This window comes from Corynebacterium urealyticum DSM 7109, assembly GCF_000069945.1.
GTDB lineage: Bacteria > Actinomycetota > Actinomycetes > Mycobacteriales > Mycobacteriaceae > Corynebacterium > Corynebacterium urealyticum.
Genome location: NC_010545.1, coordinates 581,123 through 603,835, shown reverse-complemented (window position 1 = coordinate 603,835; position 22,713 = coordinate 581,123). Strand labels below are relative to the sequence as shown.

Below are 22,713 nucleotides of genomic sequence, written 5' to 3'. Positions count from 1 at the left end.
TCCTACTCTCGCCCCTGCTCAGGCTACTTTTCGGCATCCTCGGCGCCACGCTCGCCGGCACCCTCACCTGCCTCGACGGCCCCCTCACCGGCCTCGTCGCTGTCCTGGTCCCCCGCTGTGTCATTCACCGATTCCTCGGCGTCGTGCCCAACGTGCTCCCCGTTTTCTTCCGCAGCCTCGCCGCTTTCCTCCCGCTCCTGCTGCACCTCGTTGTGTTGCTCGCGCGCGGCGATGACGTCCGCGGTGCGCGACAGGCCCGGCCATGCCTCCGGCCGGGAGTTGGGCAGCATGGCGTGCAGCGCGAGCCGGTAGAGCACCGCGCGCAAGGCGAGCTGCATAAAGTCCGGGATGTGGGCCCAGCGATCCAGCAGGGCGTCGTCCCCGTTGCCCCAGGCCATCGCGTCGACGACGAGCAGCGCGACCGACCAACCCGTGGGGTGCCACGCGGGCACCAGGTCGGTGATCGCGGGGTCGGCCGCGCCGTCGAAGATCATGCAACCAATGACGTCGCCGTGGACCAGCTGGTCTTCCGCCGTGATCTCGGTGCGCAGTGCGGTGATTTCCACGGCCTTGGCCAAGGCTTCGGCGATGTCGTTCCGGGGCACGGCGGTGGCGTCCATGGCCGGGGCGATCCATTCCTGGGGCTGCTCAGCGAAGGCGGAGGCATCCGCGGCGGCGAAGATCTCCGTCTGCCCCCACGTGCCCGTGAGCTCCGGGGGCGCCAGGAACTCCGGTCGCGGCAGGCCGCGAAGGGATTCGTTAATACGCAGTGCGGCGGCGGCCATCTCGTCGAAGCGGGGCGCGCGGTGCCCGGAAAGGAAAGTCCGTGCCCGCCACCCGGAGACCGTGTACCGGCCATCGGTGGAGAGCATGGGGCGCGATACGCCCACCCCGGCGGGCCGCATCTTCGCGGTGGTCTTGGCGATCCAGGAGGCGCGCATCGGCTCCTCCGCCAGGGAGATCACCGCGCGGTCGCAGCGCCAGCCATATGACCACGGCCGGTCCAGCTGGACGGGGTTGTCCACGTGCGCGTGGAAGCCGTTGAGGATGTGGGCCGGCGGTGGGGTTTCCAGCGTGCCGGCAGAGCGGGATTCATTCACGGCGAGTCACCTCTTATTGTTCTTCCGCAACCGGGTAGGGCCACGGGTTCGCACGGCAGGTGGAGTCGCTTTCCCCGTAGATGTCCTCGTTGCTGATCTCCCGGAGCACGCGGTTATCCACGCTCAAGGTCTGCTGCATCATGATCGGAGCGAGCTGCCCGTCCTTCGGGCAGGGCTGGTGGGCGGCGAAGCCGATGCCGTGGCCGACCTCGTGGTTGATGACGTACTGCCGGTAGGCCCCGAGGTCCCCCTGGAACGGGATCGCGCCTCGAATCCAGCGGGATTCATTGATGACGACCCGGTTGCCGTCGGAGTAGAAGCAGCTGGTCTCCAGCTTGAAGGTGTTGCCGCAGACCTCGTGGGTGTGGTCCTGGGAGGCCAGCTGGATCCGCAGGTCGGGTTCTTGACCCTCCGGCAGTTCACCGGCGGCGACGTGCTGGAAGGCGAACTTCCCGCGCCCGGTCCAGCCGCGTGGGTCGGAAAGGATCGCGTCCACCGTCGTGGCGAAGGCGTCGTCCCCGCCGAAGGCGGCGGTGTTGATCGTGTCCTCGATCTCGACGGTGTAGGTGAAGAGTTTCCCGTCGCCGACCTTCGGGCCCGGGGCGCCGACGGTGCGGAAGTTGCCGCTGCTGTTCTCGGTCACCGGTCCGCCGGGCGGGAGCTGCCCGGTCGGCAGGTCGCCGTGGCCCGAGCCGGGGACGGGGCCGGCCGCGCCGTCGGCGGGGTCGTCGCTGTTGTTGGTGGCTGTCACGTCGGTGGCGGCGTCCTCCCCTGCCCCGCGGAGGGCGTCGACGAGGACGAGCAGACTGACCAGCACGAGCACCGCGACGATCCCGATGCGGACGCGGGGGTCGCTGAAGTTGAGCCAGTGAGCCCCCTGCCCCTGAGATCGTCGGTCGATCCGGGGCGGGGTGCGGGCATGGTCGGGTTCGGGCAGAGCGAATTCCTCGCGGCGCGCACGCCGGTGACGCGGCCCTTCTTGCGTGTTCTCGCTACCCGTGCCCTGGGGGTTATTCACCTCGCTCAACCTCTATCTGCCCTTCAAATGGATCAGATGAAGCCCACGGAGCGCGGCTTCTCGGCGCCGACCTGGATGTAGGCGATCTGCTCGCGCAGCAGGACGGTCTTGGTGCCGCGGGCGTCCTCGACCACGGTGGTGGTGGCGGTGCCGTCGGTCAGGAAGTTCTGCAGCTCCTCGACGAGTTCTGCCTGCTTGACCTCGTTCTTATCGAGGTCGATGGCGAGCTCGCGCTGGGAGTTAATGAAGCCGATCTTCAGTTGCATGCTTGTCGATCTCCGTCCGTTGGTTCTTGAAAGATCTGGCGCACTCGTCGGTGCGCTAATGTGACCATCATAGTACTGCCTTGTTTTAGGGAGGTTCCGACCGTGCCAGCGCCCCATCTCCCCTCCGATGATCACTCGGGGGCAACCCCCGGGCCCACGTTCCGTTCCTTGGGGGTGGCAGCCGAAATCGCCGAGGCTTTGGAGCAGGCGGGGATGCCCACGGCGTTTGCGATCCAGGAGCTGACCCTACCGATCGCGTTGCGGGGCGATGATCTGATCGGTCAGGCTCGCACGGGGATGGGCAAGACCTTGGGTTTCGGCGTGCCGTTGTTGGACCGGATTTTCGACGACGCCGGCATCACCGAACTCGATGGCAGCGTTCGCGGCCTCGTGGTGGTCCCCACCCGTGAGCTGTGCCTGCAGGTGGCTGAGGACCTCACGCTGGCCACGGCGAACCTCGTGATTCCGGCGAACGACCACCGGGTGACGGTCACACCAATCTATGGCGGGGTGGGCTTCAACCAGCAGATCCGGGCGCTGAGCCGGGGCACGGACGTGGTGGTGGGCACACCGGGCCGCCTGTTGGATCTGCACCGCCGCGGTGAGCTGGAGCTGTCCGGGGTGGAGGTTCTGGTGCTGGACGAGGCCGATGAGATGCTGGATCAGGGCTTCCTGGACGATATTCGGCAGATCATGTCGCTGACCAGCCCGGACCGGCAGACTATGCTGTTTTCCGCGACGATGCCAGGGCCGGTCCTGAGCCTGTCGCGGGAGTTCATGAAGCAACCGGTGATGATCCAGGCGGACTCCACGGCTGCGGCGGATACGCACGAGCGGGTCACCCAGATCGCGTTCCAGTCCCACAAGCTGGACCGGATGTCCACGCTCTCCCGGATTCTGCAGAGCCCGGGCCGGGGCCGGACGATCGTGTTCACCCCGACGAAGCGGCAGGCCGCGATGGTCGCTGAGGACCTGGCCGCCTGGGGCTTTAGGGTCGGCGCGGTGCATGGCGATATGCGCCAGGCGGACCGCGAACAGTCCCTGCAGCTGTTCCGGGATGGTGCGGTGGACGTCATGGTCGCCACGGACGTAGCTGCCCGCGGCATCGACGTCACGGATGTCACCCATGTGGTCAACTACCAGGTCCCGGAGGACGAGCGGACGTATGTGCACCGGATTGGCCGCACGGCGCGCGCTGGTAAGGACGGCACCGCGATCACGCTGGTCGGTTGGGATGAGGTGCCCCGGTGGGATCACATCAGCGAGGCGTTGGGCTTGGGCCTGCAGGACCCGCCGCAGTGGTTCTCACAGTCCCCTGAGCTGCTAGATGTGCTGGGGCTACCCACGGACGGGGAGCTGAGCGACCGAGTGGGGCCGAATCGTCGGGTTGCTGGTTCGGCGGCGGCGACGGCCCCGGCTCGGCGTTCCCGCGGTGGTCGCGGTGAGCGCGGCGCAGGGGCTGGCTCGCGTGGCCATAGGGTTGCTTCGCGTGGCCACGTGTCTCGTAGCCACGGTCCGAGCGCGCAGGGCCGAAGCCGTAGCGAGCGCGGTCGGGGTGGGCGCTCGCGCGGCGGGAACGGCGGGGCAAAGAACTAATGGCGCCTCACTCCCCCGCCCAGACCACATCAACGCAGCGCCGCTGGCCCCGCCCGGAGCGGGCCTCGCGCAAGGATTACCTCGCGGTGGGCGCAATCATTCTTTTCCTCGTGGTGGTGCTGGTCACTAGCTGGTGGGGATCGGACGCGCGCCGGGTGGACCGCACCCAGGCCGCCACTCTATCCGCCCCGGCGGCGGCTGAGGCCGCCCCGACAACACTCCGGGAGCTGTGGCGGGGAACGTCCCCGCAGACGGTTGCCCCGATCCTACTTTCCGGTGGTGTGCTCACCGCCGAGGACGATGTGCTGTCCATGCATGATCTCCGCTCGGGCGAGGTGGCGTGGACCTACGACCGCGGGCTGCCACTGTGCGATGTGACTTTTAGTAACGAGCGGATCGTCGCGATCTACCGTGGCTCGAAGGGCTGCGGGGATGTGGTGAGCCTGGCTGCGAGCACTGGCGACTACGCCCACACCCGTTCGGCGTTGGCGCAGGATGCCGCCACGGCGCTGCGTTCGAATGACTCCACGGGCATCGTGTCCCCGCACCGGGTGGAGCTGTGGCGCAGCGACCTGGTGCGCACCACGGAAGTGGGCCGCCAGGAAACACCGGTGAAGAAGGAGGAGCAGCGCTACGCGGACTGCCCGTTTACTTCTGCCCTGACCCGCACCGAGCTGCTGGCGACAACCCAGCACTGCGAGGGTGAGGACAAGATCCTGCTGCGGTTGCTCAAGACGAAGCCGGAGCGCTCGGATGTGCCGGAGGAGCTCCACAGCTTTTATGTCCCCCGGGATGGCCAGTTGGTGGCGATCGCGCAGCACCATGCGGCGGTGTACGCGCCAACGGGGGCGAGTGGTGATGGGAAGCCGGAGCTGATCGTGGCCAGCGATTCCGGCGAGGTCAACCACTACCCGATGCCCGCCACCCCGGCGCTTGCTGGCACTGCTCAGGACACCCCGGTGCTGCCGGTCACGGCGGATCTGCCGCACAACATGACGTGGTGGACAGGTGATGCTGTGGTGGGTTTTCACCCCACAAGCCTGGCCCCGGAGTTCACGGTGCGCGGCGCCTTGGGTGCCGGCGCAAATATGGCCGACCGTCTGCTGGTTCCGGTCGAGGGCGGCGTCCAGGTCTTCGACACGAAGCACAAGAAGAAGGAGCGGACAATTCCGGTCCGCCGGGATGGCCTAGTAGCTGGCTCGCCAGTACACCTGCGGGTCAGTGGTGGCTTTGTGGTCGAGCAGCGCGGTAACGAGGTCGTCGTACTCGGTTCTTAGTCGCGGTAGTGGTCCATCGTCCACCAGTTGATCGCGGTGGGGTTGAACAGCAGCGCGAGCCCAAGAATCAGGACCAGCGTGGTGGGAACGGCCAGTTCGGGACGGCCGGACCGGAACATGTAATAAGCCACCGGAACCAGGCAGATCTGCAGCATGACCACCGGGCCGCGACCCCAGGAGCGTCCCCGATAGAGGAAGTAGCCGCAGACGGCGACGGCCCCGAAGATGAAGAAGAACCACAGGGCGGTGCCGTAGCCGCTGATTTTTGCGGTGGGGTCGTGGAAGCCTTGGGCTTCGCGGACGACGAGAAAGATGCCGAAGGCGATGCCGATGAGGCCCTGGATCAGGCCGTAGAGGCCGGCGTATTGGATGACGGTGGGCGGCTTGGAGTAGTTCTTCGGGGAGCTCATGCCGATGAGTCTAGCCTTAGCGAGCTCGCTTCCCATTTCTGGCCACTCTGCTCTCATGGAAGGCCCCACGAAGCCTCGGCGAGGAACCGGCCGGTCCGCCCAGCAAGGGCGTGACTACCTAGCACTGAGGCACACCTACGTCACTCGGAGCCATTACCCAAATCGAAACAGTGTGAGCTTGGTTACATTTACTGGGTTAACTCTAGGCAACCTGGGAAATACATGCCATACTCCTTGATGTAACCGCGAAGGCGGTGGGGGAACAACAGCCTGCCCACGTTTATGTTGTGGTCCTTTGGTCATGCCATAGCGCGGGTATTGCAGTGCCACTTTCCTGGCGCTCATGTTCATTCCGCACCGCCCGACCAGCCCTTACCCCGCGATTCTTCGCACCCCAGCGTTGCACTAAGGCTCCGCGAGGCCATGTTCGCCCCTTCCCCGGGGCACCAACGACGACACCATCGGCCCCGCACACAGACCGCTCACAGGTGGCCGACGCCAGCAACCATCGGGACGCTCCAAAGGATCGCAGTTAACCGCCCGTTAACCTTTCTGCCGGTTCCCCGCCGGCAGAGACCTCCGCCAGGCCACCCCCGTGGCATGCCGGACCGCTACGACCGCCCGATAGGCATGAAAGGACTTGATCATGGATTGGCGCCACAAGGCTGTCTGCCGCCAGGAAGACCCCGAGCTGTTTTTCCCAGTTGGTAACTCCGGACCGGCTCTCGCCCAGACTGCGAAGGCGAAGCTGGTGTGCAACCGTTGCCCGGTGACCACGGATTGCCTCACGTGGGCAATCAGCTCCGGCCAGGACGCCGGCGTGTGGGGTGGCATGTCTGAGGACGAGCGTCGCGTGCTGAAGCGCCGCAACAACCGCGCTCGCACCCGCGCCCGCGCGAACGCTTAATAGTTCCCGCTGCCCCTGATTTCCGCTGCCCACTGCTGGGCGGATAGACTATAGCGGTTAAATAATTTCATTGCCCGATCGCTGCGCCGGCTACTCCCCTGGGAACGCTGGTGCACATGCTTTAAGGAGAATTCATGAGCAAGCGTGGCCGTAAGCGCAAGGACCGTCGCAAGAACAAGGCGAACCACGGCAAGCGCCCAAACGCATAATGCCAATCACCCCACGCTGGGGTGTCGCCGAACGGGCCCGGGAGTTTTCTCCCGGGCCCGTTTTTCTTTCCCTAATCCCTGTCAGGCGGCCCCGCCGGCACCCCCTCCGACTGAACTTTAAACCCGCCCCGGGCTGCGCCCCCTCTGTGCCGGATGCCTAATCCGGGGAGTTCTTGCTACCCGCGGGAGGTTCGGTAGACCACCCTCAGCTGGGTGGTGATGCGGCTACGCAGCTCCACTGGGGCGGCTTGGGCGCAGCGAACTCGCAGTAGTTGACGGATTTCGCGTTCCACGCCGAGTTTCTCCACGCAACTGGGGCAGTTATCGAGGTGCTCCTGCAGCTGCGCCCGCAGGTTTTCGTCACATCCGCCATCGACATATTCGTAGAGGACGTCCACGAGGTCCCGGCATTCGATGTCGCGCCGAGGGGTGCCTGCATTCGGCTCAACGTTGTCATTCATTGTGCTTCTCGCCTATCCCTTCGCCTTGTTTTCTTCTTCGACGCCGATGCCGTGTTCCGCGGCGACGTCCTTCAGTTTCTTGCGCAGCGCCTTCCGGCCCCGGTGGAGGCGGCTCATGACGGTGCCGATGGGGACGTCGAGGATCTCCGCGATCTCCTTATAGGCGAAGCCTTCGACATCGGCGTAGTAGACCACCATGCGGTAATCCTCGCTAATGTCCATCAGCGCGTCGATGATGCGCTGGTCGGGGATCCGCTTGAGCGCCTCGACTTCCGCGGAGGCGAGGCCGTCCGGGGTATGGGACATCGCGTCGGCCTGCTGCCAGTCGGTCATGTCCTCCGCGGAGGATTCATAGGGTCGGCGCTGCTGCTTGCGGTACTCGTTGATGTAGGTGTTCGTGAGAATGCGGTACAGCCAGGCTTTGAGGTTGGTGCCAGGCTTGAAGGACCGGAAGGCTTGGAAGGCCTTGATGTACGCATCCTGCACGAGGTCCTGCGCATCGGCGGGGTTGCGGGTCATTCGCAATGCCGCGCCGTAGAGCTGGTCCAGCAGCGACAGCGCGTCGCTTTCGAAGCGGGCGAGCAGCTCCTCGTCGGGCTCCTCGGTGCGCAGCGTGGCGGCGCGCTGGGGGGTGGGGGAACTCATGTTCTCCTCTCTGCTGGGTCAATGGCGTCAACGTGGTGTGGAACCATTCTATTCCCCAGCGCGACTGGCACTCCGCGACGGCCCAACCCTTAACTCCCCCTTTAAGGACCCCTAAGCCCGCACTCCAGGCCCCACATCGCTTAGCGTGGCGAAGAACACGCCGCACGCTGCGCTTTTAAAGCTTTTTCTGCACGATCCCCATTGTTTACTCACCCTGAGGAGAGTATAATTCTTGCTGTATTCTAAGGATATTTGCATCTCAAGCGAATCCTCGCTGCAGGCGCTGATTTTTCCTTAGACGGCCCCGATTCTGCTGTTCCGCGTGTTGGAAGCACCGGGGCACCATCGTTTTCCAAGGAAGGACCGAGGAATGAACTCCTCTCAGAACAGGGTTTCGCGGCGGCGTGCACGCACTGGCGTTGCCGCACTGTCCGCCATCACTCTCGCGCTGGGTTCGCTCAGCATCTTCTCTCACAGCGACCTCACCCCCGAGGCCACCGCTGCCACGCTGAGCGGCGGTATCCGCGACAAGTCCGGCGCAGTGGAGAAGGACGCCCAGAAGGCTTCCGACCTGCCGGCCGGGTCGTGTGTTGTTTACGAAAGCACTCCGAACGGCAGTCAGGCGGGTTTCACCTGGCGCACCTCAGAGCCAGGTGCGGACAGCCCCGACAAGACCCTGTGGGGTCTGAGCCTTGCCTTCGACAACTCGAAGGATCGCACGTTTGCCGATTGGTATTTCAGCAATTCGGGTCTTCTTGGTGGCGTCTTGAATGCCGGCACGGTGCCCTCCATGAATGTCGGTCAGACCTTCCTTGGCGAGAACGTTACCCACAAGGCCGACGAGAGCATCGTCATTAATGGTGCCGGCCGCCAGCGAAACTTGAATCTCTATGCGGATCTCACCGATGCGGAGGTCAAGCAGTTCGCACAAGCTGGCGCCAATAGCCCCGTGCGCTACGCCTGGCAGAGTCACTACACGAAGGACAACCCTAACGGCCTGAAAGCCACGCAAGGTAACAATGCCGGATTCAGTGCTGTTGTCAATCCATGGCCGAGCGAGAACATCGAATGTAACCCGATCACGGTCTCGTGGGAGTCTTTCGAGAAGCACGTGATCGTCCCTGGTGAGGAAACCAAGGTCGGTAAGATCAACGTTCCTGCTGTGAAGGGCAAGGGCACGGACGACTCGATGTCCCGCATGGTCGTGGAGGCCTACGACGGCAACGGCAAGTTCATCGGCACCACAGACCCGGCAGCGTCTGGCGGTACGCAGAACCTGCGTATCGACGAAGCGACCGGCGAGGTCTTCTTCACCTGGCCTGAGTACCGCGGTACCGACCTGGCAACTGACAAGAACGTGAACTTCTCCGTTCTGGCGAAGCCACGTAGCGTCGAGCAGCTCCAGGCTGCTAATGACAACAACAACCCTGATGGCGAAGGCAAGACCTTCGACAGCTCCAACTCGCTGACCCGCTACAACAAGGCGAACGTCATCGACTCGAAAGCGTTCTCCCTGGATGACACGGAGTACCACTCCCCGCAGTACGACAAGAAGGATGCTTCGATCATCTCGGGCGTGGATAGCGAAACCGGCCCGATTGCGACCGAGCCGCAGAAGGTCACCTTCACCCAGGTCCCGGACTTAATCAAGGAGCTGGAGAAGAAGAAGGGTGACGGCGGCTACGAGGCCAAGGTCACTCTGGACGAGAAGTACGTCTACGAGGGCTGGTCTGTCGACATCGACGATGACTACAACGTCACCGTCACCGCTCCAGAGAACCCGAAGCCGGGCACCTTCGCTCGCCCCGTGATCACGGTGGAGTACTCCAACGGTTCCACTGACAAGCTGGAACTCTTCGTGGTTGTTGACCCGAACAACACCCAGGTCACCGACCTGGTGCGTCCGGGTCTGACCAAGGGCCGCGTCGGTGATGATCTCACCTCTCAGATCACCACCAAGTCCATCATGAAGGGCCACTCCCCAGTCGCCCCGGCGAAGTTTGAGATCGACGAGTCCACTGTCCCTGAGGGTTGGACCGTCACGGTCGATGAGACCGGCAAGGTCACCGCGAAGGCGGACGACACCGTCGCGCCGGGCAGCATCATCACCCCGAAGGTGAAGGCCACCTACCCCGACCAGACCACGGACGAGATCGAGGTCCAGTTCCAGGCGATCGTGGATATCAAGATCCCTGACTACGACACGGTGGCTGGTCAGCCGAATGCGAGCGTCAGCCTGACTCCTGAGCTCCCGGAGCGCGGCTTGAGCGGCAACACGACCGATGAGGCCCCGAAGCGCTACACCTTCCCGGACGGTAAGACCGAATACACCCACACGGATGACAGCGGCACGTGGACCGTCCAGATTGACGAGAACACTGGTGAAATCACCACGACCATCCCACGGACCGCGCCTGAGGGCTACATCCTGAACGTCCCGGTTCTCGCGTACTACGACAACGCTGACAAGCCGCAAGAGGTGAAGGGCACCGTCGTCGTCCTCAAGGGCGACATCAAGGCTAACTACAACGTCCAGGTCACTGCTCCTGGACAGGAAGCCAAGCACCAGGTTGAGGACGCGCCTGACGGCTCGACCTTCTCCTTCGGAAACAAGAATGGCAAGCCAGTCTTGACCCAGGATGTCAACGGATGGAAGTACACCATTGACCCGAAGACCGGTGAAGTTTCTTCCACCCCGCCAGCCGATGCGAAGCCGGGTGACAAGAACACCATCACTGTAACCGTTAACGCCCCGGGTGGTCGGACCACCCAGACACCGGTGACCACCGTTGTGAAGCTGACTAACAGTTGGGAAGCTGAGCCGTCCTATCCTGTGCAGACTGTGTACCCGGGCGAAACCGCAACGCTGCCAGTTGCACTGGAGAAGCCGGACAACGTTAACGTCGCGAAGGAAAACCCCTACAAGTTGGGTGATGTTCCTGCCGGTTGGAACGTCAGCATTGACGACAATGGCCAGATCACCGCAACCGCACCCGCGGATGCGAAGCCAGGCGATCAGGTCAAGATCCCGGTTACTGTGACCTACGAGGACGGCTCCACCGATATCGCTTACGCAGTAGTGAACGTTGTTGATGTTCCGACGCGTGAGGTTCCGTTCAAGGTCGAGTACAAGTACGACGACACCATCCCTGCCGGCGAGCACAAGGTTGAGACCAAGGGTGAGCCGGGCGCCGAGAAGATGACCAAGGACGGTACCTGGGAGCAGACTAAGGCTCCGGTCAACGAGGTCGTTGTCATCGGCACCAAGGTGGCTGAAAGCGAAAGCGCAGAGACTGTAACTTGGACGGTTCCGATTCCGTATCCGACCGAGGTTCGTGAGAACCCGGAGCTGGCACCTGGTGAAACCAGGGTTGTTCAGGAAGGTGAGAACGGTGAGAAGACCTTTACTGCTAAGTTCACCGCGAAGGGCGACAAGGCTGAGGTAACTGAGGAGAAGACCACCAAGGAACCTGTCACTCGCATCGTTGAGTACGGTCCTGGTTTGGCTCCATCAGAATTGGTGACCAAGACTGAAAAGCCAATTCCGTTCGAGACCGAAATTGTCTTCGACGACACCCTGGAAAAGGGCACGCAGGTCGTCGATCAGGAAGGTGAGCTCGGAACTGAGGTCGAGACTTCGACTCAGAAGATTGTGGACGGCAAGCCGTCTGGCGATCCGACCGTGACCACTGAGCGCACCAAGGAGCCGGTCAAGCAGATCATCCGCGTTGGTACCAAGTCCGAAGGTACTTACACCAGTGAGTACGAAAAGGACGTGCCGTTCGAGACCGAGGTAATCTTCGATGAGACGATGGAAGCCGGAACGCAGGAGACTGTTCAGGAAGGCAAGCTCGGTAAGGACAAGGTCACGACGACCCTGACCATCGAGAACTCGAAGGTTGTGGGTAGCAAGACCGAAACTCAGCGTGTGAACGATCCGGTCAAGAAGATCATCAAGGTCGGCACCAAGGGCAAGCCTGCTTCCACACAGATCGAGTGGACTGAGAAGACTCCGTTCGAGACCGAGATTCGTGTGAACCCGGATCTGAAGCCTGGCGAAACCAAGGTTGTCCAGGAAGGTAAGCAGGGCGAGGTCAAGCACACCGTCAAGGTCAACGCCGAAAACGGTGAGATCACCACGGAGGACACCTCCCAGAAGATCAGCGACCCGGTGAAGCAGATCATCGAGGTTGGTCCGGCCAAGAACCAGACCGAGCTCACCGATAAGCACACCGAGAAGACCCCGTACGACACCATCATCGAGTACGACCCGAACCTCGAGGTCGGTCAGGTTGTCGAGGACCAGGCCGGTGCCTTCGGCGAGAAGGAAATCACCAAGACCTGGAAGCTCGAAAACGGCAAGCCAGTCGGTGACCCGGAGACCTCCGAGAAGGTCGTGAAGGATCCGCAACCGCGCAAGCTGCGCGTTGGCACCAAGTGCAAGTGCGAGGCTCCGACCGAGCCGTCTGAGCCGAGCGAGCCAACGGACCCGACGGAGCCGACCGAGCCGTCTGAGCCGAGCGAGCCAACGGATCCAACGGAGCCGACCGAGCCGACCGACCCGACGGACCCGACCGATCCGTCCGAGCCGACGGACCCAACCGACCCGACGGACCCGACCGAGCCGACCGAGCCGACCGACCCGACCGAGCCAACGGACCCGACGGAGCCGACCGAGCCGTCTGAGCCGAGCGAGCCAACGGATCCAACGGAGCCAACCAACCCAACGGATCCGACGGACCCGACCGATCCGTCCGAGCCGTCCGAGCCGACGGACCCGACCAAGCCGACCAAGCCGTCCGAGCCGACCAAGCCGTCCGAGCCGACCGAGCCGACCAAGCCGTCCGACCCGACGAAGCCGAGCGAGCCGACGAAGCCAAGCGAGCCGGGTAAGCCGACGGACACCAGCAAGCCGACCACGCCGGCTGAACCAGGCAAGCCGGGTGAGCCGAGCAAGCCAGGCGACAAGAAGCCAGGTGAGCCAAGCAAGCCAGGCGATAAGCAGCCAGGCGAGCCGAGCAAGCCAGGTGAGTCCGAGAAGCCGAGCGAGCAGCCAGCTGCTCCGGGCAACTCGGGTGGCAGCTCCGGTAGCTCCGGCAGCTCTGCCCAGCAGGGCAGCCAGCCAGAGCAGGCCGAGTCCAGCAGCCAGTCCGCACTGGCACGCACCGGCGCAAGCATCGCCATGCCGGCCGGGATCGCAGCACTGCTGATCCTCATCGGCACCGCGCTGATGACTCTGCGCAAGCGCCTGTACTAAACAGCGCACCCAGGGTCAGCGTTGAGGCCAGTCAGCCTCAACACTGACCCGGCATAGAAGCGGCGGGAGCCGCGGGGACCACCCCGCGCCCCGCCGCTTCCGCATTCCCACCCCACAAGAAACGCACTACCTAAGCCACCACACGGCTGCAACCCCACCCCAGCGGCACGGATACGCCCTGCCCCCTACACCCCCGTTCCCCCTCCTGCCTCGCGCCGCAGCTTCCGGGCAGGCGAGCCCCGTCCTCACCCCACTCTCAAGCCCCGCGCGTCGAGCTACCGGCCGATCAAATGCGGCCCGTTATTGGCCACGTTGCCGACCGCCTTATCCGCCTTCTCGCTCACCAGGCCACCCAACCCGTGCTGAGGAGGTGCCGCAGCGATCGCGCGCAGCATTACCTCGTCCCCCTCGAGCCAGCACCGCACCTCGTCGTCCCCGCCTCCCGGACCTCCCACATCGCCCGCATCACCAGCGTCGCTCCCCTCGCCCGGCACCAGCACCCGTGGCATCCGGTGATGCAGCCACTCCAGCTCCGGGGTAGCTGCCGTCGTCACCATCGTCGCGTACACCACCCCATCCACGGCCTTGCACAGCCCCGCAATAAAAATCGGCTCCCCACCGGCGTGCGTGAACCAGGGCTGCTTCCGCCGGTCCCCCGGCGCGGGATCCTCATCGGCGGTCCACTCGTACCAGCCATCCATGATGAACACGCACGGCTCTGAGCCCGCGAACGTCGGCTTGTCGAAGGCCGTCTCCCCGCGGGCGTTAAAGACCGTATTCGGCGGATAGCCCCACACCGCCGGCCCGAGGGTCGGCACCCCACGAAACGGCCGCAGCACCGGCACCGTATGGGTGGGCGCAATGTTGTAGTTCTCCCGCGGCCCCTCCCCGACCATCGCGACCCGCTGCTGCCCGGTCCGGCGCCGCACGGCGCCCACGAGCTGCTCGGGCGTGCTGAAAAGGACATAACGGCCACACATGGGACCCATTATCCCCAAAAAAATGAGAGACTAGAGCCATGTCGACTAGCACCCACCCCGCCTGGCCCGCCCCCACCGCACATGGCCCCGTCACCGCGACGGTGCCCGTCCCCGGTTCCAAGTCCATCACCAACCGCGCGCTCGTCCTCGCAGCGCTCGCCGACGGGCCGGCCACCATCACCAACACCCTCATCAGCCGCGACACGGAGCTCATGCTCGACGCGCTGCGCACCCTCGGGGTGGGTGTAGAAATCCTAAGCTCCGAGGGGGCGGCTGCCACCGTGCGGATCACCCCGCCCGTCCAGTTCACCGGCGGGCACGTCGACTGCGGGCTGGCGGGCACCGTCATGCGCTTCGTCCCACCCATCGCGGCACTAGCCACCGCCCCCGTCAGCTTCGACGGCGACCCCCAGGCACGCCGCCGCCCCATGGACCAGACTCTGGACTCCATCCGCGGCCTGGGTGCCGGCATCGGCGAGGGCACGGACGCCACCGAGCCGAGCTCGGACACCGCTAGCCTGCCCTTCACCGTCCTGCCCGCCGCGAGCAACACGGAGCAGGGCTCCGCAGGGTCTACCACCCCAACCGGCGGCGAGGTTCGCATCGACGCCTCCGGCTCCAGCCAGTTCGTCTCCGGGCTGCTGCTGGTCGGTGCCCGCTTCGCCGACGGCGTGCGCATCGTCCACACCGGTCAGTCCGTGCCCAGCAAGCCCCACATCGACATGACGATCGACATGCTCGCCGAGGCGGGCGTCGTCGTCGAAACGGGTACGGAAGAAGCCACCGGCAACCCGACCTGGACCGTCCAGCCCGGACCAATCAAGGCTGTGGACTGGGTGATCGAACCGGACCTCTCCAACGCGACCCCGTTCCTCGCCGCGGGCGCACTGACCCAGGGCGCGGTCAGCGTCCCGCACTGGCCTGCCACGACCACCCAGCCAGGCGACCAGATCCGCCCCATCCTGGAAGCCATGGGCGCGACCGTCACCCTGAACGAGGGCACCCTGACAGCCAGCGCCGCCGGCCCACTGCAGGGCGTGGACTGGGACATGGGCGACATCGGTGAACTCACCCCCACCGTCGCAGCGCTGGCAGCCCTGGCCACCACCGAGACCCGCCTGCGGGGCATCGCGCACTTGCGGGGGCACGAGACCGACCGCCTCCACGCCCTGGCCGCGGAGATCAACGCGCTGGGCGGGAACGTCGCCGAAACCGAGGACGGCCTGCACATCACCCCGGTCCCCCTGGCCGGTGCCCGCTGGCGCTCCTACGCCGACCACCGGATGGCCACCGCCGGCGCCATCATCGGCCTGCTCGTCCCCGGCGTAGAGGTCGAGGACGTCGCCACCACCGCCAAGACCATGCCCGGCTTCGAGCACATGTGGGCCCGGATGCTCGGCGGCACCGACGCCAACGCTGCCAGCGGCGCCGGGGAGGCCTAGCCGATGGCGCGCTACCAGTGGGATGAATCCGACGTCCGCGTGCGCCCCAATCGTCGCGGCTCCCGCCCCCGCACCAAGCAACGCCCCAAGCACAAGGATGCCAAGTGGGGCATGGTGATCTCCCGCGACCGGGGCCGCTGGGGCGTGGTCCTGGATGAGACCGGCGTGGAGGTCACCTGCATGCTCGCCCGGGAGATGGGGCGCACCCCCATCGTCGTGGGCGACCGCGTCGGCGTGGTGGGTGATACCTCCGGGCGTAAAGACACGCTGGCCCGCATCGTCCGCCAGGCAGAGCGCCACACCGTGCTGCGCCGCACCGCGGACGACACTGACCCCTACGAGCGCATCGTCGTCGCGAATGCGAAGAACCTGCTGATCGTCACCGCCGTCGCCGACCCGCCACCCCGGGCCGGATTCGTGGAGCGCGCGCTGATCGCCGCCTTCGTCGGTGGTCTGCAGCCCGTGCTGTGCCTGACGAAGACCGACCTGGCCGACCCGGAGGCCTTCGCCGCCGAGTTCCGGGAGCTCGACGTGCCCGTCCACTACACCGGCACCAGCAACGACCTCGCCGAGCTCACCGAGGTCATCACCGGCGAGGTCTCCGCCCTGATCGGCCACTCCGGCGTGGGTAAGTCCACGATGGTCAACCGGCTGGTGCCGGACGCCGACCGGGAAACCGGGGACGTCTCCGGGGTCGGCAAGGGCCGCCACACCTCCACCCAGTCCGTCGCCCTGCCCCTGCCTGGTGGCGGCTGGATCATCGACACCCCCGGCATCCGCAGCTTCGGGCTGGCCCACGTGGACCCGGACACCGTGGTGCAGGTCTTCGACGACCTCCGGGAAGTCGTGCAGGACTGCCCCCGCGGCTGCACGCACCTCGGCCCACCAGCGGACCCGGAGTGCGCGCTCGACACCCTGGAGGGCGCCTCCGGGCGCCGGGCCGCCGCGGTACGCCGCCTGCTGACCGCCCTGCGCAGCAACAACGAGTGGGAGCTTCCCTTCGAGACGGAATAGCCCAGAGAAGGTCAACAGAAGGAACAAGCCCGCGCACGCTGCCTCAATGGCGGCGCACGCGGGCTCTGGCTTGTCGAATAGCGTCCGTAGCCCCCGCTACATCAGATCGACGAGCACCCCCAGCTCCTTGCTGTCGTACCAGCTCATGAGGTTATCCTCGCAGTCCCCCAGCGCGAGCTCCGCGTCCTCATCCCCCAGATCCGCATCATCGATGCACTCCTTGGCCCGCTGCGTGGCGGCTTCCGCATCCTCGTCATCCGTGTGGATCGCGCGCAGCTGCTTCAGCTCCAGCTGAGCAGGGTCCACGCGCAGCACGGAATCCCCGCCAGTCGGATCGGCGGTGAGGTTGGCGTCCGGAATATCCGCAGCCAAGACGACCCGGCGGTTCGGGAAGGCCTCCTCGGCACCGGAGGCGTCCTCCGTCGCCAACAGCCGCAAGGACGCACGCGCGGCGTCCAGGAAGGCCGTGTACTCCAGCTCCTCGTCGTCCCCGGAGGTGTAGAAATCACGTACCGCCTGGGTCAGCCCGAACACCACCCCGGAGCGGATCGGCAGCACACTATCGCGGGCGAAATCCGCGAGCATCGAGTGGGTCGCCGGGATGAAGACGCGCATCCTAGAACTCACCCTCCAGCTCGAAGATGTTCTGCACCTCGACGATCATCCGGTCGAACTGCTGGTAGTACATGCCGATCATGCCGGCCTCCACCGCACCCTTGACGTTGATGATCGAATCATCCACCAGCACCAGGTCATTCACCGGCAGCTCCAGGCGGCTCGCGACCTCCTGGAAGATCTTCTCGTCCGGCTTCTCGACGCCAACCTCGCCGGAGAGGACGACGGTGTCCACGTAGCCGTCCTTCTCCCACTGACGGATCGGATCAGAGGAGGCATCATCCGGCGCGTTGGAGACGATGGCCACGGCCAGGCCCTCCTCGCGGACAGCGCTCAGCAGCTTGCGCCAACGGCGGCGGTCTTCTTCGGCTCCATCGAGCACACCATTATGGTCAACAACTAGTCCTCGCATGCCCTATATTCTGCCATTTTCCGGCACGGGCGCGCAGCCCTCGGCTACGCTGAGGTCCACAGTCTGCGTGCATCGGGGGGATGCGCGGGACACAGCGTGGGGACGAGGGGGAAAGATGACGAGCCCAACACTGACTAAACCGGGGAGCACGCCCGCGAAAAAGCCGAAGAAGATCCCGCCGCTGGCGTCCAGACCGAAGCCGGGATACAACTACCTGCGCGTCCCCGCGGGGCTGCAGGCGGAGGGGCCAGCGGCCCGCTTTCTCACCACAGCACCTGTAGCTCCAGTGGCTAGGCCGGGTGCGGCAGAGTCTAGGAAACCCCACCGGGAACCGGGAGCTCTGCCGGCAAACGCCGCGGCGTCGCCGTCGTCGCCGGTCAGCAACCCGCAGAGCACCCCGCACAACACCGTGGACTTAGGCACCCTGAGCCGCTGGATCGTCCTGTGGCTGGAGGCGCGGGAAGGCCGCCGCGCACCGATGAGCCTGCGCCGCGGCCCCTACTCCCCGGCCGTCATCGAGGACCTCCGCCGAGCTAGCCACCCCGCCACCGGCGGCGCGCGCCTGCTGCGGGTCCACGCCCAGAAAACCCGCTTTGGGCAGATCCGCTTCTCCGCCTCAGCGTTCTACGACGGCCGCGTGCGCGCCATCGCGGGTTTCCTCGACGACGGCGAAGGCCGGCACGGTACCCGTTCCCCGCAACGTTCGCGGGGCGAGCTCCGTGCCGGCCTGTGGCGGGTGGAACACATCCACCTGATCTAGTTAGCCACCGATGGTGTGCTCCGGCTTGGCGTTCTCGTCGCCGTGGCCCTCAGCCGGGTCCTCCACCTGGAAGGCGCCCGCCTGGGCGAGCTGGGTGCGCACCAGGAAGAGCTGACGGATCGTCTCCTCGCGGATGCCCTCCTTCATGCGGTTGAACATGTCGCCACCCTCGCGCTGGTACTCCACCAGCGGGTCGCGCTGCGCCATCGCGCGCAGGCCGATGCCCTCCTTGAGGTAATCCATCTCGTAGAGATGCTCGCGCCACTTCTGGTCCACGACGTTCAGCAGCACGCCGCGCTCCATGCCGCGCATCTGCTCCTCGCCACCCATCTCGATGACGGCGTCCTCCAGCTTGTCGTACTGCGCGTTCGCATCCTTCAGCACGGCCTCCAGCAGCTGGGAGGAGCTCAGCTCGCCCGGCTTGCCGTACTCGCTGCCGGAGATCAGGGACTCGTAGCTCATGGTCGGGCCGTACAGGGACTGCAGCGCCTGCCACAGCTCGTCCAGGTCCCAGTCCTCCACGTAGCCCTCGGCGGTCGCCGCGTTGACGTACGCGGTGATCGTGTCCTCGAGCATCCCGCGGATCTGACGCTGCACGTCCTCGCCTTCGAGGATCTGGCGGCGCTCAGCATAGATCACCTTGCGCTGCTCGTTCATGACCTCGTCGTACTTCAGGACGTTCTTACGCATCTCCAGGTTCGCGGCCTCCACCTGGGACTGCGCGCCCTTGATGGCGTTGGTGACCATCTTCGAGTCGATCGCCTCGTGATCCGGGATGTTCAGGCGAGTCATCATCGCCTCCATCGACTGGCCCACGAAGCGGGTGATCAGGTCATCGCGCATGGAGAGGTAGAAGCGAGTCTCGCCCGGGTCACCCTGACGCGCGGAACGACCACGCAGCTGGTTATCGATACGGCGGGACTCGTGGCGCTCAGTGCCCAGCACGTAGAGGCCACCGGCCTCGCGGACCTCCTCAGCCTGCTGCTTGGACTGCTCGCGGGCCTTGTCGATCTCCTCGTCCCAGGCCTCCTGGTAGGCCTCCGGGTCCTCCACCGGGTCGAAGCCGCGCTCGCGCAGATCCTGGTCGGCGATGATGTCCGGGTTACCGCCCAGCACGATGTCCGTACCGCGGCCGGCCATGTTCGTCGCGACGGTCACCGCGCCCGGCAGACCAGCGCGGGCGACGATCTCCGCCTCCTGCTCGTGGTACTTCGCGTTCAGCACGTTGTGCTTAATGCCGCGGCGCTGCAGCAGCTTCGACAGGTACTCGGAACGCTCCACGGAGGTGGTACCGACCAGCACCGGCTGGCCCTTCTCCACGCGCTCGGCGATGTCCTCGGCGGCTGCCTCGAACTTCGCCTCCTGCGTCTTGTAGATCAGGTCCACGTTATCGACGCGCTGGTTCTCGCGGTTCGTCGGGATCGGGGCAACATCCAGCTTGTAGGTCTGCTTCAGCTCGGCCGCCTCGGTCTCCGCGGTACCGGTCATGCCGGACAGCTTGTCGTAGAGGCGGAAGTAGTTCTGCAGGGTGATCGTCGCGAGAGTCTGGTTCTCGTTCTTGATCTCCACGTTCTCCTTGGCCTCGATGGCCTGGTGGATGCCCTCGTTGTAGCGGCGCCCGTCCAGAATGCGGCCGGTGAACTCGTCGACGATCATGACCTCGCCGTTGCGGACGATGTAGTCCTTATCCCGGATGAACAGCTCCTTAGCCTTGATGGCGTTGTTCAGGTAGCTGACCAGCTGGGAGTGCTCCGGGGCGTAGAGGTTATCGATGCCAAGCTGGTTCTCGACGAACTCGACACCCTCCTCCTTCACGCCGATGGTCTTCTTCCGCTCGTCGACCTCGTAGTGGATGTCGCGGGTCAGGCGCGGCGCGATGCGCGCGAACGCGGTGAACCACTGGGAGGAGCCCTCCACCGGGCCGGAGATGATCAGCGGGGTACGGGCCTCGTCGATAAGGATGGAGTCGATCTCGTCGACGATGGCGTAGTGGTGGCCGCGCTGCACCAGGTCGTCGAGGGAGTGCGCCATGTTGTCGCGCAGGTAGTCGAAGCCGAACTCGTTGTTCGTGCCGTAGGTGATGTCCGCGTTATAAGCCTCGCGACGCTCCGCCGGGCGCTTCTCGGACAGGATCACGTTGGTGCTCAGCCCCAGGAAGTGGTGGACACGTCCCATCCACTCGGAGTCACGCTTCGCCAGGTAGTCGTTCACTGTGACGACGTGCACGCCCTTGCCCTCGAGGGCGTTGAGGTAAGCGGGAAGCACACAGGTCAGGGTCTTACCCTCACCGGTCTTCATCTCCGCCACGTAACCGAAGTGCAACGCGGCACCGCCCATGACCTGCACCTTGTAGTGCTTCTGGCCGAGCACGCGCCAGGAGGCCTCACGGGCGGTGGCGAAGGCCTCGAGCAGGATGTCGTCGAGCTTCTCGCCGTCCTCGAGACGCTTCTTGAACTCGTCCGTCTTCGCCCGGAGATCCTCGTCGCTGAGTGCCGAGTACTCGTCCTCTAGCTCGAGAACCTGATCGGCAATCTTGTCGAGCCGCTTGACGGCGCGACCCTCGCCCCAGCGCAAAATCTTGGATAGTCCTAGCACGACCTGCTCGTCCTTTTCTACGTTTTCTACGTCTCGTACGTTCGTTGTCTAGCTTCGACGCATGATCAGCCCATCATTCTACTCTGTTCGATGGGGCTGACGGCAACACATAAAAACTCGGGGCGGCCACACGGCTCTAGGCTTCGTGGCCACCCCGAGTTCAGGAGTTATCCGCTAGTTGTTTTCCGGCTTCAGCGTGATGAGGCCGTAGTCGAAAGCGTGGCGGCGGTACACCACGGAAGGCTGCGAGTTCTCCTCGTTGACGAAGAGGTAGAAGTCGTGGCCCACCAGCTCCATCTCGCTGAGCGCTTCGTCGACGCTCATCGGCTTCGCGGAGTGGGTCTTGGAGCGCACGACCTGACCCGGCTGGAACTGATCCTCGTACGGATCGACGTCGTACTTGCCCGGCTTCTCCTCCTGGTGCGGCTTTGCCTCCTCAACCAGGGCTGCGGTTGCCTCGCCCATGCCGACCGGCGCGCGGTGGCCGGACTTCGGGGTCTTGCGGCGCACCTTCACCTTGCGCAGGGAGCGCTCCATGCGGGCCAGTGCGACCTCGAGCGCGGCGTAGAAGGAGTCCTCCTTCGCCTCGGCGCGGGCGATGTGGCCCTTGCCGGACGCGGTGATCTGGATGCGGTCGGACTCATCCGCGCGGCGTGGGTTGTTCTCGTGCTTGAGCTCCACGTGGAAGTACGTCAGGGTCGGGTCCAGGCGCTCGATCTTGGCCAACTTCGTGTTGACGCGCTCCGCGAAGTGCTCTGGCACCGTGACATTGCGACCGGTGATCTCAACCTGAGCGTTCGGCACAGCCTGCTCCTCAGCCTGGAAATCAGCCTTCTTGTTGTCGGTCGACATGCTCACCCTCCTGGTTCTTTCGCTTCAGACCAGCGACGGAATTACCGCTGGCTGGTAACGAATGCTTCACCCGCAACTATACCGATCGGCTGCCCCCGCTGCAGCGGATTATCAACCCCCCGATGGAGCTTTTCGGCTACGCGTGGCAGACCGTCAGCGCCGCCCGGACGGGCACGCCTCGGGCCGCCAGGGCGAGCGCCAGCTGGGCGATCGTCGCCCCGGTCGTGCAGACGTCATCGAGGATCAGCACCTCCCCTCCCGCACGGCTGAATTCCGCCAGTTTTTCGACGTCACCTCGGCGCAGCCGGAGGTTCGCCGCCAGGGAGGCCCGCCGCTGCAGCCTGCTCAAACCCACCGCGTCCGGGGCGTGGTCGTCCAGCTCGGCGATTGCCACCACCTGTATCCCCGGCTGCGTGCGCGCCAGCTGACGGGCGGCGGCCGTGACGATATCCCCGCCCCGGGCCTTCGCCGCAGCCCGGCGCGTGGGTGCTGGGACAACGGCGACGGGACGCAGCCCTGGGTGCGGCAGCTCTCCCCCTGCCGCGAGGTACTCCACCGCACCGGCCCACACCCGGCCGATCACCTTCGCGGCGGGTGCCCGCATGTGATCCTTGGCCGCGAGCACAATCGCCCGGTGCGCCCCGCCGTAGGGACCGCAGGCGAACACCGGAACGCTCAGCACCTGCGGATCGATCCGCTGCGGGGCCACTGTGAGCTCGAGGGCGCAGTCCGCGCACAACGCCGAGCCGGCGAGCTTCCCCGCAGCCGCTGCGAGCCGCCCGCAGCACATGCAGTCGTTACGCAGCAGCAGGTCCGCCGCTGCCTCGGCCCAGCCCCCAGCAAACATATAGCCCCCTTAAGACCCCGCGTACTCCCCCTTGTTGTACCCCAGCGCCG

At 65.3% G+C, this 22,713-nt stretch carries 20 protein-coding genes; 8 read left to right on the top strand and 12 right to left on the bottom strand.

Features of this window, described 5'->3' with window-relative positions:
• Positions 1-23: 23 nt before the first annotated feature.
• Genes CU_RS02500 through CU_RS02490 form a run of 3 tightly spaced genes read right to left on the bottom strand, consistent with a single transcriptional unit; the run spans position 24 to position 2,384 of the window.
• Complete coding sequence (locus CU_RS02500; protein ID WP_012359755.1) at positions 24-1,100, bottom strand: TIGR02569 family protein; 1,077 nt, start codon at positions 1,098-1,100, stop codon at positions 24-26.
• Positions 1,101-1,113: 13 nt separating this feature from the next.
• Positions 1,114-2,118, bottom strand: a complete 1,005-nt coding sequence (locus CU_RS02495) for a DUF3152 domain-containing protein (RefSeq protein WP_012359754.1) — start codon at positions 2,116-2,118, stop codon at positions 1,114-1,116.
• Between the two features lie 32 nt (positions 2,119-2,150).
• Positions 2,151-2,384, bottom strand: a complete 234-nt coding sequence (locus CU_RS02490; protein ID WP_070761653.1) for a DUF3107 domain-containing protein — start codon at positions 2,382-2,384, stop codon at positions 2,151-2,153.
• 102 nt (positions 2,385-2,486) lie between these two features.
• Between CU_RS02490 and CU_RS02485 the strand changes: the two genes are divergently transcribed.
• A complete protein-coding gene (locus tag CU_RS02485) occupies positions 2,487-3,980 on the top strand; it encodes a DEAD/DEAH box helicase (protein ID WP_012359753.1) in 1,494 nt (497 codons plus the stop codon).
• Positions 3,980-5,257 carry an Rv3212 family protein gene (locus tag CU_RS02480; RefSeq protein WP_012359751.1) on the top strand — a complete coding sequence of 426 codons (1,278 nt, stop codon included), beginning with the start codon at positions 3,980-3,982 and terminating at the stop codon, positions 5,255-5,257. The genes CU_RS02485 and CU_RS02480 overlap by 1 nt, the downstream gene beginning before the upstream one ends.
• Here CU_RS02480 and CU_RS02475 read toward each other — a convergent pair.
• A complete protein-coding gene (locus CU_RS02475; RefSeq protein ID WP_231837727.1) occupies positions 5,254-5,667 on the bottom strand; it encodes a hypothetical protein in 414 nt (137 codons plus the stop codon). The genes CU_RS02480 and CU_RS02475 overlap by 4 nt on opposite strands.
• A 646-nt stretch (positions 5,668-6,313) precedes the next feature.
• Here CU_RS02475 and CU_RS02470 point away from each other — a divergent pair.
• Both CU_RS02470 and CU_RS11110 read left to right on the top strand, forming a co-directional pair.
• A complete protein-coding gene (locus tag CU_RS02470; RefSeq protein WP_012359749.1) occupies positions 6,314-6,574 on the top strand; it encodes a WhiB family transcriptional regulator in 261 nt (86 codons plus the stop codon).
• A 134-nt stretch (positions 6,575-6,708) separates the two neighbouring features.
• Entirely contained in the window at positions 6,709-6,783 is a 75-nt protein-coding gene (locus CU_RS11110) for a 50S ribosomal protein bL37 (RefSeq protein WP_012359748.1), read from the top strand.
• 176 nt (positions 6,784-6,959) lie between these two features.
• Here the strand turns inward: CU_RS11110 and rsrA are convergent, their stop codons facing one another.
• Together rsrA and CU_RS02460 are read right to left on the bottom strand one after the other, a co-directional pair.
• Positions 6,960-7,244, bottom strand: coding sequence for a mycothiol system anti-sigma-R factor (gene rsrA, locus CU_RS02465; protein WP_012359747.1), 285 nt, complete (start codon positions 7,242-7,244; stop codon positions 6,960-6,962).
• A gap of 12 nt (positions 7,245-7,256) precedes the next feature.
• Complete coding sequence (locus CU_RS02460) at positions 7,257-7,889, bottom strand: sigma-70 family RNA polymerase sigma factor (RefSeq protein ID WP_012359746.1); 633 nt, start codon at positions 7,887-7,889, stop codon at positions 7,257-7,259.
• 370 nt (positions 7,890-8,259) lie between these two features.
• On the opposite strand from CU_RS02460, the gene CU_RS02455 reads away from it, so the two are divergent.
• Positions 8,260-13,146, top strand: a complete 4,887-nt coding sequence (locus CU_RS02455) for a G5 domain-containing protein (RefSeq protein ID WP_012359745.1) — start codon at positions 8,260-8,262, stop codon at positions 13,144-13,146.
• A 275-nt stretch (positions 13,147-13,421) separates the two neighbouring features.
• Here the strand turns inward: CU_RS02455 and CU_RS02450 are convergent, their stop codons facing one another.
• Positions 13,422-14,126: an SOS response-associated peptidase gene (locus CU_RS02450; protein WP_012359744.1), complete on the bottom strand. Its 705-nt coding sequence runs from the start codon at positions 14,124-14,126 to the stop codon at positions 13,422-13,424.
• Positions 14,127-14,164: 38 nt separating this feature from the next.
• On the opposite strand from CU_RS02450, the gene aroA reads away from it, so the two are divergent.
• Together aroA and rsgA are read left to right on the top strand one after the other, a co-directional pair.
• Positions 14,165-15,568: a 3-phosphoshikimate 1-carboxyvinyltransferase gene (aroA, locus tag CU_RS02445; RefSeq protein WP_012359743.1), complete on the top strand. Its 1,404-nt coding sequence runs from the start codon at positions 14,165-14,167 to the stop codon at positions 15,566-15,568.
• 3 nt (positions 15,569-15,571) lie between these two features.
• Positions 15,572-16,582: a ribosome small subunit-dependent GTPase A gene (gene rsgA, locus CU_RS02440; protein ID WP_012359742.1), complete on the top strand. Its 1,011-nt coding sequence runs from the start codon at positions 15,572-15,574 to the stop codon at positions 16,580-16,582.
• A gap of 96 nt (positions 16,583-16,678) precedes the next feature.
• On the opposite strand, the gene CU_RS02435 is transcribed toward rsgA, so the two are convergent.
• Both CU_RS02435 and CU_RS02430 read right to left on the bottom strand, forming a co-directional pair.
• A complete protein-coding gene (locus CU_RS02435; RefSeq protein WP_012359741.1) occupies positions 16,679-17,197 on the bottom strand; it encodes a DUF6912 family protein in 519 nt (172 codons plus the stop codon).
• A gap of 1 nt (position 17,198) precedes the next feature.
• The gene (locus tag CU_RS02430; protein WP_012359740.1) at positions 17,199-17,609 is read right to left on the bottom strand and encodes an HAD family hydrolase; all 411 of its coding nucleotides are present in this window, start codon (positions 17,607-17,609) and stop codon (positions 17,199-17,201) included.
• Positions 17,610-17,724: 115 nt separating this feature from the next.
• On the opposite strand from CU_RS02430, the gene CU_RS02425 reads away from it, so the two are divergent.
• Positions 17,725-18,369, top strand: coding sequence for a hypothetical protein (locus tag CU_RS02425; protein ID WP_012359739.1), 645 nt, complete (start codon positions 17,725-17,727; stop codon positions 18,367-18,369).
• Here the strand turns inward: CU_RS02425 and secA are convergent, their stop codons facing one another.
• The 3 genes from secA to CU_RS02410 all read right to left on the bottom strand — a co-directional run bounded on the left by secA (position 18,370) and on the right by CU_RS02410 (position 22,663).
• A complete protein-coding gene (gene secA, locus CU_RS02420) occupies positions 18,370-20,964 on the bottom strand; it encodes a preprotein translocase subunit SecA (RefSeq protein WP_012359738.1) in 2,595 nt (864 codons plus the stop codon).
• 174 nt (positions 20,965-21,138) lie between these two features.
• Positions 21,139-21,816 (bottom strand): ribosome hibernation-promoting factor, HPF/YfiA family, encoded by a 678-nt coding sequence (gene hpf, locus CU_RS02415; RefSeq protein WP_012359737.1) that lies wholly within the window; start codon positions 21,814-21,816, stop codon positions 21,139-21,141.
• A 136-nt stretch (positions 21,817-21,952) separates the two neighbouring features.
• A complete protein-coding gene (locus tag CU_RS02410) occupies positions 21,953-22,663 on the bottom strand; it encodes a ComF family protein (protein ID WP_012359736.1) in 711 nt (236 codons plus the stop codon).
• Positions 22,664-22,713 lie beyond the last annotated feature (50 nt).